Origin of the sequence: Kitasatospora sp. LaBMicrA B282, from assembly GCF_050325825.1 — a bacterium.
Taxonomy (GTDB): Bacteria; Actinomycetota; Actinomycetes; order Streptomycetales; family Streptomycetaceae; genus Kitasatospora.
The window spans coordinates 22,438-37,262 of sequence record NZ_JBNQTI010000033.1 but is presented as its reverse complement, the minus strand read 5'-3'; the positions used below and the strand labels follow the sequence as shown (position 1 = coordinate 37,262).

General features: G+C 70.3%; 16 protein-coding genes. 5 read left to right on the top strand and 11 right to left on the bottom strand.

The window, feature by feature from the left end; genetic code table 11:
* Window positions 1-796 precede the first annotated feature (796 nt).
* The 7 genes from ACQRUO_RS12345 to ACQRUO_RS12315 form a co-directional block, all read right to left on the bottom strand.
* Window positions 797-1,123, bottom strand: coding sequence for a hypothetical protein (locus ACQRUO_RS12345; protein WP_428315873.1), 327 nt, complete (start codon window positions 1,121-1,123; stop codon window positions 797-799).
* A 210-nt stretch (window positions 1,124-1,333) separates the two neighbouring features.
* On the bottom strand, window positions 1,334-1,885 hold the full coding sequence (locus tag ACQRUO_RS12340) for a hypothetical protein (RefSeq protein WP_428315872.1): 552 nt from the start codon (window positions 1,883-1,885) through the stop codon (window positions 1,334-1,336).
* A gap of 2 nt (window positions 1,886-1,887) precedes the next feature.
* Complete coding sequence (locus tag ACQRUO_RS12335) at window positions 1,888-2,208, bottom strand: hypothetical protein (protein WP_428315871.1); 321 nt, start codon at window positions 2,206-2,208, stop codon at window positions 1,888-1,890.
* A gap of 70 nt (window positions 2,209-2,278) precedes the next feature.
* A complete protein-coding gene (locus tag ACQRUO_RS12330) occupies window positions 2,279-2,668 on the bottom strand; it encodes a hypothetical protein (protein ID WP_428315870.1) in 390 nt (129 codons plus the stop codon).
* Window positions 2,669-2,903: 235 nt separating this feature from the next.
* Window positions 2,904-4,517: a peptide chain release factor 3 gene (locus ACQRUO_RS12325; RefSeq protein WP_428315869.1), complete on the bottom strand. Its 1,614-nt coding sequence runs from the start codon at window positions 4,515-4,517 to the stop codon at window positions 2,904-2,906.
* A gap of 171 nt (window positions 4,518-4,688) precedes the next feature.
* A complete protein-coding gene (locus ACQRUO_RS12320) occupies window positions 4,689-5,012 on the bottom strand; it encodes a YidB family protein (RefSeq protein WP_428315868.1) in 324 nt (107 codons plus the stop codon).
* Between the two features lie 81 nt (window positions 5,013-5,093).
* Window positions 5,094-5,753: a TetR/AcrR family transcriptional regulator gene (locus ACQRUO_RS12315; protein WP_428315867.1), complete on the bottom strand. Its 660-nt coding sequence runs from the start codon at window positions 5,751-5,753 to the stop codon at window positions 5,094-5,096.
* 126 nt (window positions 5,754-5,879) lie between these two features.
* Here ACQRUO_RS12315 and ACQRUO_RS12310 point away from each other — a divergent pair, with 126 nt between their 5' ends.
* Window positions 5,880-6,077, top strand: coding sequence for a hypothetical protein (locus ACQRUO_RS12310; RefSeq protein WP_428315866.1), 198 nt, complete (start codon window positions 5,880-5,882; stop codon window positions 6,075-6,077).
* Between the two features lie 16 nt (window positions 6,078-6,093).
* On the opposite strand, the gene ACQRUO_RS12305 is transcribed toward ACQRUO_RS12310, so the two are convergent.
* The 3 genes from ACQRUO_RS12305 to ACQRUO_RS12295 form a co-directional block, all read right to left on the bottom strand.
* Window positions 6,094-6,861, bottom strand: coding sequence for a DUF4239 domain-containing protein (locus tag ACQRUO_RS12305; protein WP_428315865.1), 768 nt, complete (start codon window positions 6,859-6,861; stop codon window positions 6,094-6,096).
* A gap of 27 nt (window positions 6,862-6,888) precedes the next feature.
* Window positions 6,889-7,896, bottom strand: coding sequence for a guanitoxin biosynthesis L-enduracididine beta-hydroxylase GntD (gene gntD / locus ACQRUO_RS12300; RefSeq protein ID WP_428315864.1), 1,008 nt, complete (start codon window positions 7,894-7,896; stop codon window positions 6,889-6,891).
* 320 nt (window positions 7,897-8,216) lie between these two features.
* On the bottom strand, window positions 8,217-9,557 hold the full coding sequence (locus ACQRUO_RS12295) for a hypothetical protein (protein WP_428315863.1): 1,341 nt from the start codon (window positions 9,555-9,557) through the stop codon (window positions 8,217-8,219).
* A gap of 371 nt (window positions 9,558-9,928) precedes the next feature.
* Between ACQRUO_RS12295 and ACQRUO_RS12290 the strand changes: the two genes are divergently transcribed.
* Entirely contained in the window at window positions 9,929-11,320 is a 1,392-nt protein-coding gene (locus tag ACQRUO_RS12290; protein WP_428315862.1) for a hypothetical protein, read from the top strand.
* Window positions 11,321-11,518: 198 nt separating this feature from the next.
* Here ACQRUO_RS12290 and ACQRUO_RS12285 read toward each other — a convergent pair whose 3' ends face one another.
* Window positions 11,519-11,821, bottom strand: coding sequence for a hypothetical protein (locus ACQRUO_RS12285; protein WP_428315861.1), 303 nt, complete (start codon window positions 11,819-11,821; stop codon window positions 11,519-11,521).
* Between the two features lie 361 nt (window positions 11,822-12,182).
* Here ACQRUO_RS12285 and ACQRUO_RS12280 point away from each other — a divergent pair, with 361 nt between their 5' ends.
* From ACQRUO_RS12280 to ACQRUO_RS12270, 3 genes are all read left to right on the top strand, one after another.
* Window positions 12,183-13,226 carry a hypothetical protein gene (locus ACQRUO_RS12280; RefSeq protein ID WP_428315860.1) on the top strand — a complete coding sequence of 348 codons (1,044 nt, stop codon included), beginning with the start codon at window positions 12,183-12,185 and terminating at the stop codon, window positions 13,224-13,226.
* Window positions 13,227-13,612: 386 nt separating this feature from the next.
* Entirely contained in the window at window positions 13,613-13,804 is a 192-nt protein-coding gene (locus ACQRUO_RS12275) for a YegP family protein (protein WP_428315859.1), read from the top strand.
* 121 nt (window positions 13,805-13,925) lie between these two features.
* Complete coding sequence (locus tag ACQRUO_RS12270) at window positions 13,926-14,798, top strand: PhzF family phenazine biosynthesis protein (RefSeq protein ID WP_428315858.1); 873 nt, start codon at window positions 13,926-13,928, stop codon at window positions 14,796-14,798.
* Window positions 14,799-14,825: the final 27 nt, after the last annotated feature.

Here is a 14,825-nt window from a genome sequence, read left to right as displayed (position 1 = left end):
CGCACACCATCCATCAGAGAGGGCTGATCCCACGTGCCGGAAGTCCCTAGCCTTGAGACCATATTTGGCCCCCCACGGAACTACTCGGATGTCACCGCCTGGGCAGACATAGAGGCCATATCAGGAACCCTTCCCGCATCCTATAAAGAATTTGTCTCCGCATATGGACCCGGGGAAATCGGTGCCTTCATGGAGGTCTTTCACCCCCAATCCATCAACGGAGCAATGGCCGAGGTCATCGCAGAACTCAGCCCTGGCTACCAGCGGCTAGTGCCAGATTTTATCCCCCATGACCTCTACCCAATCGCCGGTGGCATGGTCCAGTGGGCAATTACCGAGGAGGGAGACGCATGCTTCCTCGTTCCACAGGGAAACGGGGCCTGGGGGATTGGGGTCTGGTTTAGGCAATGGGGCCAGTGGGAAGAGTACGACCAAAATGTCCCAGACTGGCTGGTAGCCCAGATCGCTGGAGAACTGAAAATTCCAGGACTGCCGCTACGGGACAATGGAAGCTGGGATCCGTTGGACTAGCCAACCTGAACACTCCCTTAGCACGGTCCTGTATCGCCCACACATGGTGATGCGGCCTGCAGGCGAACTCTGCCCCCGATGTAGGCACGCGTCTAAATGCAGCCGAGGCGGCAACCACCGTAGGGCAGGATCCAGATAGTGATCAACCTGCTTCAGTGGCTCATTGAGGTCCGCGAGCGTGAGAGCTCTGACGAAAATCTGAAGCCGCCATCGAATTCGACGTCTGGGCCGAGTTCTCTGCTTCCTAATATTGACCACTCATTCCTCAACTGCTATGAGAATTGGTAAGGTGGAGGGCAGCTTGCTCCTGCCCGTTGCGGCCGTAGGGCTGGAGGGTCCAGGCAACGATGCGGCGCCAGCCGTCGAAGTCGATCCACTGATCGTGGACTTGCACGCGTACGTCGTCTCCGATTTGCCAGGAGCCGATCGGTGCGGCGGGGTGGTCATAGATGGTGATCTCGGTGACCTGTGCGAGCTGGGCGCGGCGGATCCGCTCGGCGCGGGCGAGTGCTGACAGCGTGCCTGGGTCGCTGACAGACGGCCGGTCCAGGACGGCCTCCCGGCGCAGTCGCCCGTCGCGGACGGCGTTCACGGTGCGGACTTTCGCGGAGCCGTCGCCGGCGCCGAGCGCGATGAGGACTTGGGCGTACTGGTCGCCGTCGGCTGCCGCGGTGGGGGTGTCGGTGATGTTGACGCCGGTGGCGAAGACTAGGTCCGGGCGGCGGGTGCCGAGTCGGGGTGAGGCCAGGACGACGCGGCGCTCCAGGTGGCCGTCCGGCGTGCGGGGGACCCGCTCCGTCCATTACGGGCCGCCGTCCGTGCCAGCGGCCTCTCGGACGACATTGGCGAGCGTGGGGGTCTCCCACTCCTTGATGGCGTAGGGCTGCTCAGTAGTGCCAAGCCGTCCCGGGCTACCACCGGGCGGCTGGTCAAGGAGGACACCGAGGTCACCGTCGGGCTGGGACTGGCAGTACGCCCACACGTCCGCGATCACCCGGCACGGGTCCGTTCCGGGGTAGGGGCCGCGTCCGGCGAGGTTGCCGTGCAGGTCGTACCGCTTGCCAAGGTAGGAGGAGAAGCCGGCGGCCTCGATCGGGTAGCGGTCACCGTCAGGCTCGGCGTGCCACAGCAGCCCGCCCCATAGCAGCTGGTCGGCGCGCTCGGCACACAGCGGCACCGTGCCCGCATCCAGCTGGCGCATGTCTAGGCCGGGCAAGCGCGGGCTCAGCGTGCCGGTGAAGCGCCCTGGCCCATTGAGTTCAGGGCCGAACTCGACGTCGGCGAGGGGAAGATCGGTGCTCGGCTGTTCGCCGGTGAAGGCATGGGTGGTGAAGTAGCGGTACAGGCCGGGCACTTCTACCAGGCCCCTTTGATGAACTCGACATCGCTGACCAGCGCGGTGGAGCCGTTCACGTCACACCCGCCCTTGACCTGGGCGTAGAGGCCGGCTTGCAGGCGCAGCTCCTGCTTGGTACCGCGGTGGTCAGGGAGAACGGTGACCGCGTCGGCGCAGATCTGGCTGGTCCTGGAGACGCTGGAGATGGTGTCGGTGTCGATCCGGAACTCGTTCAGCGGGCGGCCGGCGTAGGCGTTGCGGAAGCCGATGTACGTGTCGCCGACCACGCGCAGGCCGGTCAGGGTGGTGACGACGTTGGCGGTAGTGAGCCACTGCGGCACTTCCAGGAGAAGGGCATCATCTGGAGGTGACGGTCCCGGCGCGGGTTCGCGAGCTGGCGCAGGGCGTTGATCATGTTGATGGTGACGGTCTGGCAGTTCGGCGGCAGCCAGACCCAGGCCAGCAGGATGGTGAGAGCCCCGCGGGACACATCGGGGATGCGTGAATGTAGCCGATGTCGTCCTTGTCGGGGTCGCGGTTGCCCTCGTACTCGGGGTCCTCGATCCGCAGGACGATCAGGTCGATGCGCTCCTGGGCACCGGTCGGTACGATCGGTTCCACCGAGTCGCCGGCGTTCGCCTGGGTGCAGGAGCCCTGGCCCCAGGCGGCGCCCCGGATGACGGCGCTGCCGGGCCCGACCCGTACCGCCGGGCCCGGGGTGGTCAGGGCGCTCACCTTCAGGTCGCCACCTTCGGTGATGCCTTGGGAGCCGCGGGACACGTCGCGGATCATCATCCGCATCGCACGCCTCGGTCGGAAACACTGGGCACTCACCCGCCAACGCAAACTACTCGACCGGACACCGATCCGGAACCAGCACCATCTCCTCTGACAGCACGGCCCGTCCCGGTCACCGCTCCCGGGCGGATCGCCGCCGAGACGTCCGCCGACGCGGCCACCCACAGGGGCGTCGCTCGCTGGAGGCCCCGCGACAGGGGCCGTGCCGAGCGACGCCCCGCACCGCCAGGCTCGGTGCTCAGTCCGCCGTCGCGATCAGCGGCTGGAGCAGGATGTCGGGCTGGGCGCGCTGGAAGGCGCTCAGGTGCCACTTGTCGGCGAACAGGGCCAGCAGCACGTCGTCCGAGCGGCGGGTGAGCACCTCGCCGTCGGTCAGGCGGGCCTTGGCCAGGGCTGCGGCACCGTCGGCGTCGGTGATCCGGGCCAGGCGGTAGGAGAGCCGGTCGAGGGTGATCGGGGAGGAGAACTCGTGCTCCATCCGGTGCAGGACCACGTCGAACTGCATCGGCCCGACCGCCGCCATGACCGGGGCCTGGTCGCCGCGCCGGTCGGAGACCAGCACCTGGATCACGCCCTCCTCGTCGAGCTGGGCGACACCCTTGCGGAACTGCTTGGAACGGCTGATGTCCTTGGGCCGGGCCACCGCGAAGTACTCGGGGGCGAAGGCGGGCAGCGCGGGGAACTCGGCCTTCTTGCCGGTGTAGAGGGTGTCACCGACCCGCAGCGCGCTCGCGTTGATCAGGCCGACCACGTCGCCGGGGTAGGCGGTGTCGACCACGGTGCGCTCGGCTCCGAAGACGGTGTGCGCGTACTTGGACGCGAAGGAGCGGCCGCTGGCCGCGCGGGTGACCTGCATGCCGCGCTCGAAGACGCCGGAGCAGACCCGGACGAAGGCGATCCGGTCGCGATGGGCCGGGTCCATGTTCGCCTGGATCTTGAACACCAGGCCGGAGAAGTCCTCGCCGACCTCGCGGCTGCCGCCCTTGGCCAACGGGCGGGGCGCGGGCGCCGGCGCGAGGTCGACCACCGCGTCCAGCAGGAGCTTCACGCCGATGTTGGTCAGCGCGGCGCCGAAGAAGACCGGGCTGATCTTGCCGGCCTCGAAGGCCTCCTGGTCGTAGCCGGGGCCGGAGGAGAGCACCAGCTCCAGCTCCTCCAGCGCGTTCGTCCAGGCCTCGCCCTCCTGCTCGGTGGCCTCCTCGGAGCTGAGCCGCTCCTCGAGCGCGGCGTGCGTGCCGGCCGGCACCTTGGTGTAGCGCAGCATCTGCTCGGTGTTCCCGGCTTCGACCAGACCGCGCAGGTTGCCGGCGTTGCCGACCGGCCAGACGACCGGGACGGGGGTGATCCCGAGGTGCGTCTCGATGTCCTCGAGCAGGGTGAGCGCATCCCGACCGCGCCGGTCCCACTTGTTGATGAAGGTGATCACGGGGACGCCACGATGGCGGCAGACCGAGAAGAGCTTGCGGGTCTGCTCCTCCAGGCCCTTGGCCGCGTCGACCAGCATGATCGCGCAGTCGACGGCGGCGAGCACCCGGTAGGTGTCCTCGGAGAAGTCGGCGTGGCCGGGGGTGTCGACCAGGTTCATCACGTGGTCGCGGTGGCCGAACTGCAGCGCGGCGGAAGTCACCGAGATGCCGCGCTCGCGTTCCAGCTCCATCCAGTCGCTGGTCACGCCGCGTCGGGCACCCTTGGCGTGCACCGCGCCGGCCGAGGTGATCGCCCGCGCGTGCAGCGCCAGCGCCTCGGTCAGCGTGGACTTGCCCGCGTCCGGGTGGCTGATCACGGCGAAGGTCCGTCGGCGGCCGGCCTCGGAGAGGACCTGCTGGACGGAGACGGACAGTTGGGAGCTCACGTGATTCCTCGGGTACGCATCGGCAACAGGCCGGGTGACGCCTCTCCGCACCTGGTGAGCTCGGGATCAGGTCCGCAGGCCCAAGGACCGATCATAAGCTGCCGGACGGTGTGACCCCGAAAACGGGGTGACGGGCTCCGCCGGCCGGCGGTCGCCGGTACCCCGTCGACCTCACGGCCGCGGCAGTTCACCGAGAGGCGTCCGCTCGTCGACATAGCCCGGCAACTCGGCTGCGAGGGATCGGGCCGCTTCCTGCGTGTCCAGCCCCAACGAGTCGGCCGCCTTGCGCAGGAGCCAGGGAGGTAGGACATCCGCGATCTGCTCCGGGGTGACCGGCAGGTTCGCGGTGTCCCGCACCCAGGACGCCGCCTCCGTACCGAGGCCACCGGCTTCCATCGTGCGCACGACGGCCTCCAGCGAGCTCACGTCGTAGTAGGTCGCCAGATGGGCGAAGACCAGGTTGTCGAACACTTCGGCTGCTCGTGCCGAGGTCATGGTGTTACCGCCTTTCACATGCGCGTTGTTCGCCTTGCGGCCGTTGATCCGCCGGACCGCTGCACATCCGTGGGCACCGCCCTACCCGCCGTGCCCGGAGTCCTCGTAGGCGCGGGTGAGGCGCCCGAAGGCCGTCGTCAGCGTCCGCTCGACCTCCGCCCGCAGCTCCGGTGCCGCCGCTCCGTCCGCCAGGAGCCGGTGCATGGTGTCCAGGACGGTGTTCGCGGCGGCCGTGGCGAGCGCGGCGAACACCGGGTGCTCGACGGCGGCGAGCCCCGTCCGCTGCGGCGCGATCGCCAGCGAGCGTTCCAGGGTCAGCCGGCGTTCACGCTCCAGGGCTCCGTACGCCTGGAGGAGCGCGGGGCTGCTCAGCAGGGTGCGGGCGAAGGTGCGGCTCTGCTCGAGCACTCCGTCGTCGAGCACGCGGGCCACCGCCTGCCGGTGGAACCGCTCCAGGCCACCGAGCAGGGCTCGGACGTCGCCGGCCCGGGCGACCGCCTCCGGGATCCCGTCACTGAACTCGTCACGACGGGCGAAGAAGACGTCCTCCTTGGTCGCGAAGTGCGCGTAGAGGGTGGCGGGTGCCACCCCGGCGACTTCGGCGACCTCGGCCAGTCGCACCGCTTCGAACCCGCGCTCGGCGAAGAGGCGGAACGCGGCGTCGCTGATGGCCCGGCGGGTCCGCTCCCGCTTGGACGGGCGCCCGGGGGCGGGCCGGTCTGCGGCTGTCGTCGCTGGCATGGGTTCCACCCTAACGCGACTTGCCAGAAAACTGGAGCAACTACACTTCTGGAGTTACTCTGGTTCTTGTGGGGAGAATCCACCGCACACGCCCTGACCCGGCAGGAAGCCCGAAAGGACAAGGCCATGAGCATCGGCAACCGCATCCAGTCCCCGGCCGGCCGGCCCGACGGACAGCCGGAACGCGGCATCCACGACAGCCCGTCGACACGAGCCCGACACCACTGCGAGCAGTTCGATGCCGAGTTGTGGGCCGCCGAGGACCGCCTCAACTGGGACTACGACGTCGGCTACGACCAGGACCACGAGATGGGCTGCCCGTAGCCGGGCAGGGACGCCCTCAGCGGGGCGGGTCCACGCGGCTCAGGAAGACCTTGAAGGAGGTGGGGGTGACTTTTGCCAGCCCGTCGAAGGGGAACGAGAGGTCGTTGACGAACGTGAGGGCGAACCCGACGATGACGGCCGTGCTGAGCAGCAGCGCCATGTGCATGCGGCCGCTGGGGGTGCCGAGCAGGGCGGTGAGGCCGATGGTGCCGGCGGCGCCGATGCCCAGCAGTGCCCACAGGACACCGGGGACCTGGCTGGAGACCGCGGTGATCCGGTCCCGGCGGAATTCGGAGAGCGTCTCCAGGTGGGTGACCAGGTGGTCCTGGACGAGCTGCTGCTGCGCGGTGGACGGCGTGAGGGCGTAGGCCTCGTCGCGCATGTCGTGGACGTACCCGGTGGCCGTGGCGTCGCTGCGGTGCGAGGCCATCAGGGGCCACTCGACGTTGATGACCCGGTCGGCGTAGTCGAGGATCTGGTGTTCGATCCTCAGCCGCGCCTGCTGGTCGTCCACCTGCTGGGCCGCGTAGTACGCGGTTCCCAACGAGTCGACCTCCTTGGCGACAGTCGCCTGTGCCCCGCTCAGGCTCTGCCAGATCGTGACGATCACGAAGGACAGCAGGAGGACGAGCAACGTGCAGATGGTGGCGGTCACCGCCCCGGTCATCGTGTTCTGGCGCTCGCGCCACTCGTGGGACACCAGCCGGCGGGTCAACAGCCCCACCAGGAGGGCGTAGAGGACACAGCCGACCAAGGGCACGAAGTCGAGCACGAGAACAGACACGGAGATCCCTTCGTCGGAGCCGACCGGTCAGCCGATGACACGGGTCGTGCCGTCCCGGCGTCCGGGCCGGGTGCGCCGCAGGTCGCGGACGATGTTGACGCGCTTGAGCCACCGATCGGCGCCGTCGTAGCCCGCCCGGAACGCGCGACGGCCGTGCACCACGTTGCGGTTGTCGACGAAACAGACGTCGCCGGTGCGGATGAACACGTCCCGCAGGTTGGCGTCCAGGTGCGCGACCACCCACTCCAGCGCCTCCGATGCCGCGGCGTCACCCGGTCGGGCCTGGAAGAAGTCGCGGTCGATGCGCAGCACGGGGGCCTCGGCATGGCCGCTGAGGATCGCGACCGGCTCCGTCGGCGCCGCCCCTTCGGCGAACTCGTGCGAGTGGTCGGGGAGCGCGACGAACCGGGGCTGGGCGAGCACCCGGGCGATGGCCGCGGGGATCCGCGGGACGTCGACGTGCGAGACCGTGGTGGCCACGTCGGTGCCGTTGCGCAACGCGAACAGGCCGACCCAGTCGGCACGGTGCGGGGAGAAGGCGTCCTCGGTGTGCCAGCCCAGTTCGAGCTCACTGGAGGCGGAGACCAGGCTCTGCTCGTAACCGCGGCTCGGTAGCACATCGGTGACCAGGCGGCCGGACTGCTGGGTGGCCCAGCCGATGACGTCGCCGAGCAGCGCGGAGTACAGCACCAGCAGGGCGCCGTAGACCTGGCTCGCCTCGGTGTCGGCCGCGCTCCAGTGGTCGGGCGTGCTGCCCAGTGCGGCCTGGTCGACGGCGTTGCCACGGATCATGGTGGCGTGCGCCCGCTCGTCGCGGCGCGCGGTGTTGAGGTGCCGCCGCACCGGGAGCGGCAGTTCCTGGGCGAGCACCGGGGCCTCGTCCAGGAACCGCACGTCATTGGCCGACTTGAACGTCCTGACGCAGTCCGCAGCCAACTCGATGGCCGCGCGGGCGTCCTGCTCGGTGAGGTCGAGGGAGTGGTGGTGCAGGTCCGGGGTGTCGGCCTGTCCGTTCGCCGCAGGGGTGTGGGCCATGGCAGTCATGGTGAATCCGCGTTCCTTCGGGTGCTGGTTCCGCTCACCGGGCCGGCGCACCGCAGCCCGAACCTTCCGGAGCCGGGTCACCGCCGCGCAGGCCGCGCCGTGGGACCAGGGCCCCGGGAACGGCTCCGCTCGTCGCGGGTTGACCGGCTGCCAACAGCCTGCGCCGAGGCGGGCCCCGCCCGCCAGTCGAACACCGTCCGATCACCCGATCGGCGTTCCCGAACAGGACGGCCCGGCCGGACCGTGCCATTGCCGGAACCGAGGCCGGCAACGGCGGCCGTTCCCGCACGCACCGCGGAAGCGAGGGCCGATCAGGCCGCCAGCCGGTCCAGGAGGACCGCCACCCCGCGATGTTCGGCGTGGGGCAGCATCTGCCGCCGGAAGCCGTCGGCGAGCCCTGGAGGCAGCCGGCCGGCGTGCGCGACCGCGCGGGCCACCGTGTCGGCCGCGGCGGCCACGTCGCCGACCGCGAGCTGGGCCTCGACGACCGGCCGCAATCTGGCGGCGAGGTGCGGTGACGGGGGCCGGTGCGGCTCGGTCCCGTCACCCAGCAACACGTCGTAGTGGACCAGCGCCTGCTTCGGCCGGCCGAGCCGCAGCATCGCGTGCCCCAGCGCGAGGGTGAAGTACTCCTGGTCGACGTTGCCACAGGTCGGATCGCTCTCCGGGTTCCAGCTCGGCGATGCGACGTCCAGCGCCCTGGACGCCTGTCCCAAGCTGCGCAAGGTGCTCGTGCGGTCGCCGAGTCGGGCCACCGCACGGGCTTCCCGGGTCCGCAGCACGATGGCCAGCCGGGGCGTCGGGCGGGGCACGGCCACGCGCGCGGCGCGAAGGAGCGCCAGTGCGTCGTTCGGGTCACCGCGGCGCAGGTGCCGGATCGCCAGCAGAGCCAGGTAGGCGGCCGTGTGCCGTCCTTCGCCGGCGGCCACCGCCGCGCGCAGGGCGGCCAAGGCGTAGCGCTCCGCCCGCAGTTCCTCGCCCAGCGCCCCGCTGAGCCAGACGCACAGGGTGGCGCTGCGCGCGGCCAGCAGCAGGAGCCTCCGGCCGGTGACCGCGTCGTAGCCGTAGCCGGTCAACAGGTCGGCGGCGAGCTGGTACTCGGCGCGAGCGGAGGCGAACAGCACGGCCTGGGGAATCGAGGTTCCCGCTTCCAGCCCCTCGATGTTCGTCACCCGGGCCTCGATCCACGACACCGCCTCCTCACCGACGTGCCGGCCACGTCGCGTCCATGCCCCCGGCCCGGCCTGAAGGGCACCGAGCGCCGCCTGCACCTGGGCCCTCAACACCGGTCCGGTCACGGCAAGTCGCGAAGGCTCCGAGGTCGACCGCGAGGTCGAGGTGAGGGCGTCGACCGCACCGGCGACCGTCCACGGCCGATCGAGCAACGCTTCATCACCGGTGGCCAGCAGCAGCCAGTTCGGCCAGCCGAGGCGCAGCACGTCCTCCGTGTCGACCTGATGGATGTGGGCCATCGCCAACTGCGCCGTCAACTCCGGCACGGAGCGCCCGGACTCCCACCGTGAGATCTTCTCCCGCCGCGCCGCCATCCGCCCCGACCCCAACTGCTCGTGGGTCCGGGCGACCAGCTGCGCGTAGCCGGGATGTGAAAGTCCCAGCGAATTCCGGAGAGTGGCCAGTGGATGTCGTGCCATGACGTCGCCTCGATCAAGGAGGTCGGCTGCTTCGGGCCGCGATGAGAATTACCACCCAGGGTACCTTCCGAACGAATTCCTGCCAAAAAGCAGGGAACGTCGGAAGCGCGCTGTTCCGCTCCGAAAAATGACTTCCCATTGCTTTTCCGGGGCACGGATCTCGCGCCGACAACCGTGGGACGGTATTCGGACACCCCGACCCGCAGTCGACGGATCCGGCTGGGCCGCCGGACCGCCGCCTGCCCCTTGGGGAGTGCCTGGAAGGTGCTTCGCTGCTGTTGCCGACGCCTGCAGCGCACACCTAGCTTCCGTGGCTCGACCCATCGGGAGCGTGCCCGCTCCCCCTGACCCTCTCCTCAAGGCACCATGACATGGCACACCACCCACTGGCCGCTCTTCGGGCCTCGCTCCAGCTGTCACAGGCCGCCTACGCCCGCCGCGTGGCCGAGACGCACAGGTCACTCGGCTTCGGGGCACTCGCCGCTCGCCGCGAGAAGGTGGCTCGCTGGGAGTCCGGCCGGATCGTGCCCGAGCTCAGCGCCCAGCTCGCGATCGCGCACCTCCACCAGGTGCCCGCTCACGACGTTCACCGCCTCGGCTGGCCGGGCTGGCTCCAGCTCGCCGCCGACGGCGCCGAGTTGCTGACCCGACCGCTCGGCACACCGGCTGCCGTCGACGTCCTGACCACCCCGGCCGTCCTCGACGGGACCAACGGCCACCACCTCACGGTCACCGGCCGGGTCCTGGTCACCCAGTTGCGTCAGGCGGCGGCCGCACTCTCGGCCCCGCGAGGTTCGGACGCCCGTGAGGCGACCCTGCTGCAGCCCGCGGTTCTGGACTGGCTGGAACAGCGGCTCGCGGCCCTCGAAGTGCTGGAGTACGGCACCACCGTGCCTCCGGAGTTCGTGTTCACCGCCGCGCGAGCCGAGCACCAGCTCGTCTACTCCCTCCTCACCGCCCACGGTTACGCCCATGCCCTCGGCCGGCGACTGCTGGCCCTGGCCACCCGGACCTCGACGCTCTGCGCCTGGACCAGCGGGGCAGTCGGCGAGGACGCCAGGTCCGAGCGGTACTCACTCGCCGCGTTGCGGGCAGCCGCCGCGGCCGGCGGCCGGCAGAACGCGGCCGCAGCCGCCGTGGCACTTGCGATCCGGCACATGCGGGTCGGCACCCCGCAGGACGTGCTGTCGCTCGTGCACGGCGCCCGGGCGATGCTGCCGCGGACGCCGCCCCGGCTGGCGTTCATGCTTCACGCCAAGGAGTCCCACGCACTGGCACGCCTCGGAGAGCGGAGCGCCGCCATGGTCGCCATGACCGGTGCGGAGCGCGCGCTCGCGGGCGATGCCGCAGGTGGGGGGCCGGTCCAGGACCCGACGGGCGCGCTGGTCGACGAGAACTTCCTGTCCTTCTCCCGCGGCTACCTCTGCCTGCAGCTCGGCTTGCCCGGCAGAGCGCTGGCCTACTTCACGCCGCTCGTCGAAGCCCACCGCTCGTCACCCTCGACAGCTCCGGTCTCACCCCACGCCCCGCTGCTGCTCAGTCACGTGGTCGAGGCCCAGCTCGCCCTCGACGAGCCGGACGCCGCGGTGTCGACAGCGCGCCGAGCCCTCGGCTTCCACGGTGACCCCCCGCCGAGCCTCGTCCGGCAGTTCCGCCGACTGCTGTCCGGAAACGCCGGGGCGACGGCCGTCCGGGAGTTCCTGACCGAGTTCGCCGAGCCGACCGCACCCAGGTTCACCACCCTTCCGGGCGCGCAGGGCTGACCAGCCGTGACGAGGCCACGAGCGGGTCGTCCAGCCGGCCATGCCGAGCAATGCTCTTGGCGAGACCGGACGTCGAGTGGTGACATCCGCCAGGGGCGTCACGGCACCCCGGCCGAGCTGTCCTGGTGACCCGGCTGGGCGGCGACTGACATCGTGCCCTGGGAAACGGTTTGTCGACCGCCCGGCCGGCGGATGGCGTCAGGTGCAGTCGAACCCGGTGACGGTGGCGGGAGTAAGTGCGATGCCGGTCCGGCAGATCAGTGAGATACCGCGGTCCCGATCGAGAATGAGGTCCCCGCGGTACGCGCCCTCCTTGGGTGCGCCGTTCGTGGCCACGCAGTGTCCGGTGGCCAGGATGTCGCTCCCGGTCTTGAAGTCGATGTGGTCGCAGGTGTACGTGGGGAAGCCGGACTTCGCGTAGGCGGTCGGCGCGACGGCCAGCGCCCCCGCGCCGATGACGACCGCACACCCCAGCAGACTGACAGCCTTCTTGACCAGCATGAATGGTGCTCCTTCGAGTAGCCGTTGCGTATACCAACGGTCCCCCGAACGTCGCACTGCCAAGCCGTCAGGCCCGCGCATTCACTCGGTGGCGTGACAGGCGATCGCCGTTCGGCGAAGTCGAACCCGACCCCTTCCAGGCTGTTCGATGATCTGCCGGCGCCCGCCTCAACCTCGGGCCCCGGTCGCTGTCGAGGCACCGCGGGGTGCCCCAGGAATTCGCGGGCCAGGGCCGCTGCGTGCTGCGCGGACGGGGGCGCCGAGCGATGGAGAAACAGCCGTTCGCATTTTGTCAAATTTACCGGGCACCCCAGAGGCAACAAGGTTCCGCTTGATTCTCGGAGGACCTTCCGTATTTCATTTGACCTGGCAGGCGAAACGCCTTGCCCTGGATACCCGGCCTGCGGCACCCCTGAAGCGTGGAATCGAATTCCTCCCCGCGCTCGATCGCGGACATGATGAATTCCGGGACCGCTGCACGGAGAATCGTTCACCGCCGGGCATGAAATCCAGCAGAATCTACGCAATGAAGGACGTAGAAATGTCTTCTCGCCGTTCCATGGTGGCCGTCGTGCTGACCGCCGCCGCGAGCAGCGCGCTGTTCCTTTCCACCGCCACCGAGGCCTTCGCACAGGGCACGGCGCCGACGCCGCAGCAGGCGGTCCACGTGGTCGAGAAGGTCACCGGGACCGCGGACCTCGCTCCTGCCGCCGCGACCGCGAGCAGCCCCGCCCGGGCCGTGACCCAGTTGCCGACCGGTACGGTCAGCGTCGTCGCGCCCATGACCTCCACGGGTGCGGTGGCCTTGACCGTGGGTCAGCAGGGCACCCTGACCCTGGGGCTGCCGGGCACCACCGCGGTCACGGGCGTCCGGAGCGGCGACAGCACGGTGGTGTACCCGAACGCGGCCGAGGGCACTGACCTGGCGGTGCAGCCGACCAAGAACGGTGGAGCCCGGACCCTCATCACCCTCAAGGACGCTGCCGCCTCGACCACTTGGCGTTTTCCCCTGGGCCTGCCGCAGGGCGCCGAAGTTCACCGGCAGAGCGACGGCCGCATCCTGGTCGTGAAGGGCGCCCGCGTGCTGGGCGCCTTCGAGGCCCCGTGGGCCAAGGACGCGAACGGCAGGGCGGTTCCCACCGGCTACCGTCTGGAGGGCACCACTCTCGTTCAGGTCATCGCCACCGACGCGAACACCGCGTTCCCGGTCGTCGCCGACCCGTGGTGGGACCCCACGAGCTGGGACACCAGCTGCCTGGTGGACGGCCTGGGGGCGATCGGTGGCGGTCTGGGTGCCATCGGAACCGTGGCGGGAGCGCCGGAAACCGGCGGAGCCTCGTTGGCGGCCACCGGTTCCCTGATAGCCGGAGCGGGCAGTGCCATCGCCGGACTCAAGGACTGTTGATGAGGCCATGGCATCTACTGACGGCCGTCTCGCTCCTCTGTTTCGGCGTCTCGGCCGTGCTGGCTGCCGGCGCTGGTGACTTCTGGCAGCTCAGCGCCTGTTCTGTCGGAACGGCTGGTGTGCTGGCCGGGCTCGTGAGCAGGTACCGCCACCGGCGATAGCACCGCGCCGGGTCACCGAGGAGCCGGGGCCCTACGGTCGTTCCCGCTGACCGGGGGGGTGGGAGTACGGCGGTGCTCCCACCCCCCCGGACGAGCCGGGTGGCCGGTGCCGCCCACGACTACTCGGATGGCCGCCACCCGACTGGTCCATCTACTCTGCGCACCAACGGGTTTGACCCTACGTTTCGATCGAGGGGGTCACCCAACCGAGAGGTGTCAACTGCGATGGCAGGGAAGTTCGAGCTCTTCACCGACGAGAGCGGCATGCACCGCTTCCGGCTCAAGGCCAGTAACGGCTCGATCGTGGTGATCGGCGACGCGCACGAGGACAAGGAAGCGCTGCTGAAGAACATCGAGTCGCTGCGCAAGCTCGCGCCGTACGCGGAGATCCGCGAAGCGAGTGCGAGCCCGGCGTAGGCGGTGGTGTGGCGGGGAGCGGCCGGTGGCGGTCGCTCCCCGCCCGTTTGCCCAGGCGGGCCGGGTGGGCCTGCCGGATGGGCCCTGTCGAGCGTGCACTGACTGCCCGTAGGCTCGGGGGATGCGGATCTCGATCATCGACGCCTTCACCGACCGACCGTTCGCCGGCAATCCGGCCGGTGTCTGCCTGCTGGAGCCGGGTGACTGGCCGGAGGAGCGGTGGATGCGTCAGGTCGCGCGTGAACTGAACCTGTCGGACACCGCCTTCGTCCGGCCGCTGCCACCCGGCACGGGCGAGGCCGAGTGGGCGGTGCGGTGGTTCACCCCGGTGACCGAGGTGCCGCTCTGCGGCCACGCGACCCTGGCCGCCGCCCATGCGTTGCGTTCGCGCGGGCTGGTCGGCGACAAGCCGGTGCGGTTCGGTTCGCTGAGCGGGGTGCTGATCGCGCTGCCCGGTCCGGAGGGGATGATCAGTCTGGACTTCCCGGCCGGTCACCCCGAGCCGGCCGAGGTACCGGCGGACCTGGCGGAGGCGCTCGGCACTCCGGTGCTGGCCTGCCGGCACGACGCGGGGCTGGACATCCTGCTGGCCGAGCTGCGCAGTGAGCACGCGGTGCGCGGGTTGGCGCCGGACCTGGCGGCGATCACCCGGCAGCGGGCCCGCGGCGTGCTGGTCACCGCGCGGGCCGAGGCCCCGGCCGACGGCTACGACTTCGTCTCGCGCTACTTCGCCCCGGCCGCCGGAGTGCCGGAGGACCCGGTGACCGGCAGCGCGCACACGGTGCTCGCGCCGTTCTGGGCCGAGCGGCTCGGGCGCACCCGGCTGACCGGGTACCAGGCCTCGGCGCGCGGTGGGCTGGTCCGCTGCGAGCTGCGCGGGCCGGCGGGTGACCGGCCGGGGGCGCCCGGGGCCGGCGGCTGGGAGCGGGTACTGCTCTCCGGGCGGGCGGTCACCGTGCTGGACGGGCAGCTCAGCGCGTCGGCAGCCGGTTAGTGCGGCGGAACCCGGCTAGCGCATCGG

What these genes read in the sequence shown, in the direction of transcription:
- ACQRUO_RS12330 (WP_428315870.1), bottom strand. Translation starts at nt 2,668, where the DNA reads ATGCGGATGATGATCCGCGACGTGTCCCGCGGCTCCCAAGGCATCACC.
- ACQRUO_RS12320 (WP_428315868.1), bottom strand. Translation starts at nt 5,012, where the DNA reads ATGACCTCGGCACGAGCAGCCGAAGTGTTCGACAACCTGGTCTTCGCC.
- ACQRUO_RS12315 (WP_428315867.1), bottom strand. Translation starts at nt 5,753, where the DNA reads ATGCCAGCGACGACAGCCGCAGACCGGCCCGCCCCCGGGCGCCCGTCC.
- ACQRUO_RS12310 (WP_428315866.1), top strand. Translation starts at nt 5,880, where the DNA reads ATGAGCATCGGCAACCGCATCCAGTCCCCGGCCGGCCGGCCCGACGGA.
- gntD (WP_428315864.1), bottom strand. Translation starts at nt 7,896, where the DNA reads ATGGCCCACACCCCTGCGGCGAACGGACAGGCCGACACCCCGGACCTG.
- ACQRUO_RS12295 (WP_428315863.1), bottom strand. Translation starts at nt 9,557, where the DNA reads ATGGCACGACATCCACTGGCCACTCTCCGGAATTCGCTGGGACTTTCA.
- ACQRUO_RS12290 (WP_428315862.1), top strand. Translation starts at nt 9,929, where the DNA reads ATGGCACACCACCCACTGGCCGCTCTTCGGGCCTCGCTCCAGCTGTCA.
- ACQRUO_RS12285 (WP_428315861.1), bottom strand. Translation starts at nt 11,821, where the DNA reads ATGCTGGTCAAGAAGGCTGTCAGTCTGCTGGGGTGTGCGGTCGTCATC.
- ACQRUO_RS12275 (WP_428315859.1), top strand. Translation starts at nt 13,613, where the DNA reads ATGGCAGGGAAGTTCGAGCTCTTCACCGACGAGAGCGGCATGCACCGC.
- ACQRUO_RS12270 (WP_428315858.1), top strand. Translation starts at nt 13,926, where the DNA reads ATGCGGATCTCGATCATCGACGCCTTCACCGACCGACCGTTCGCCGGC.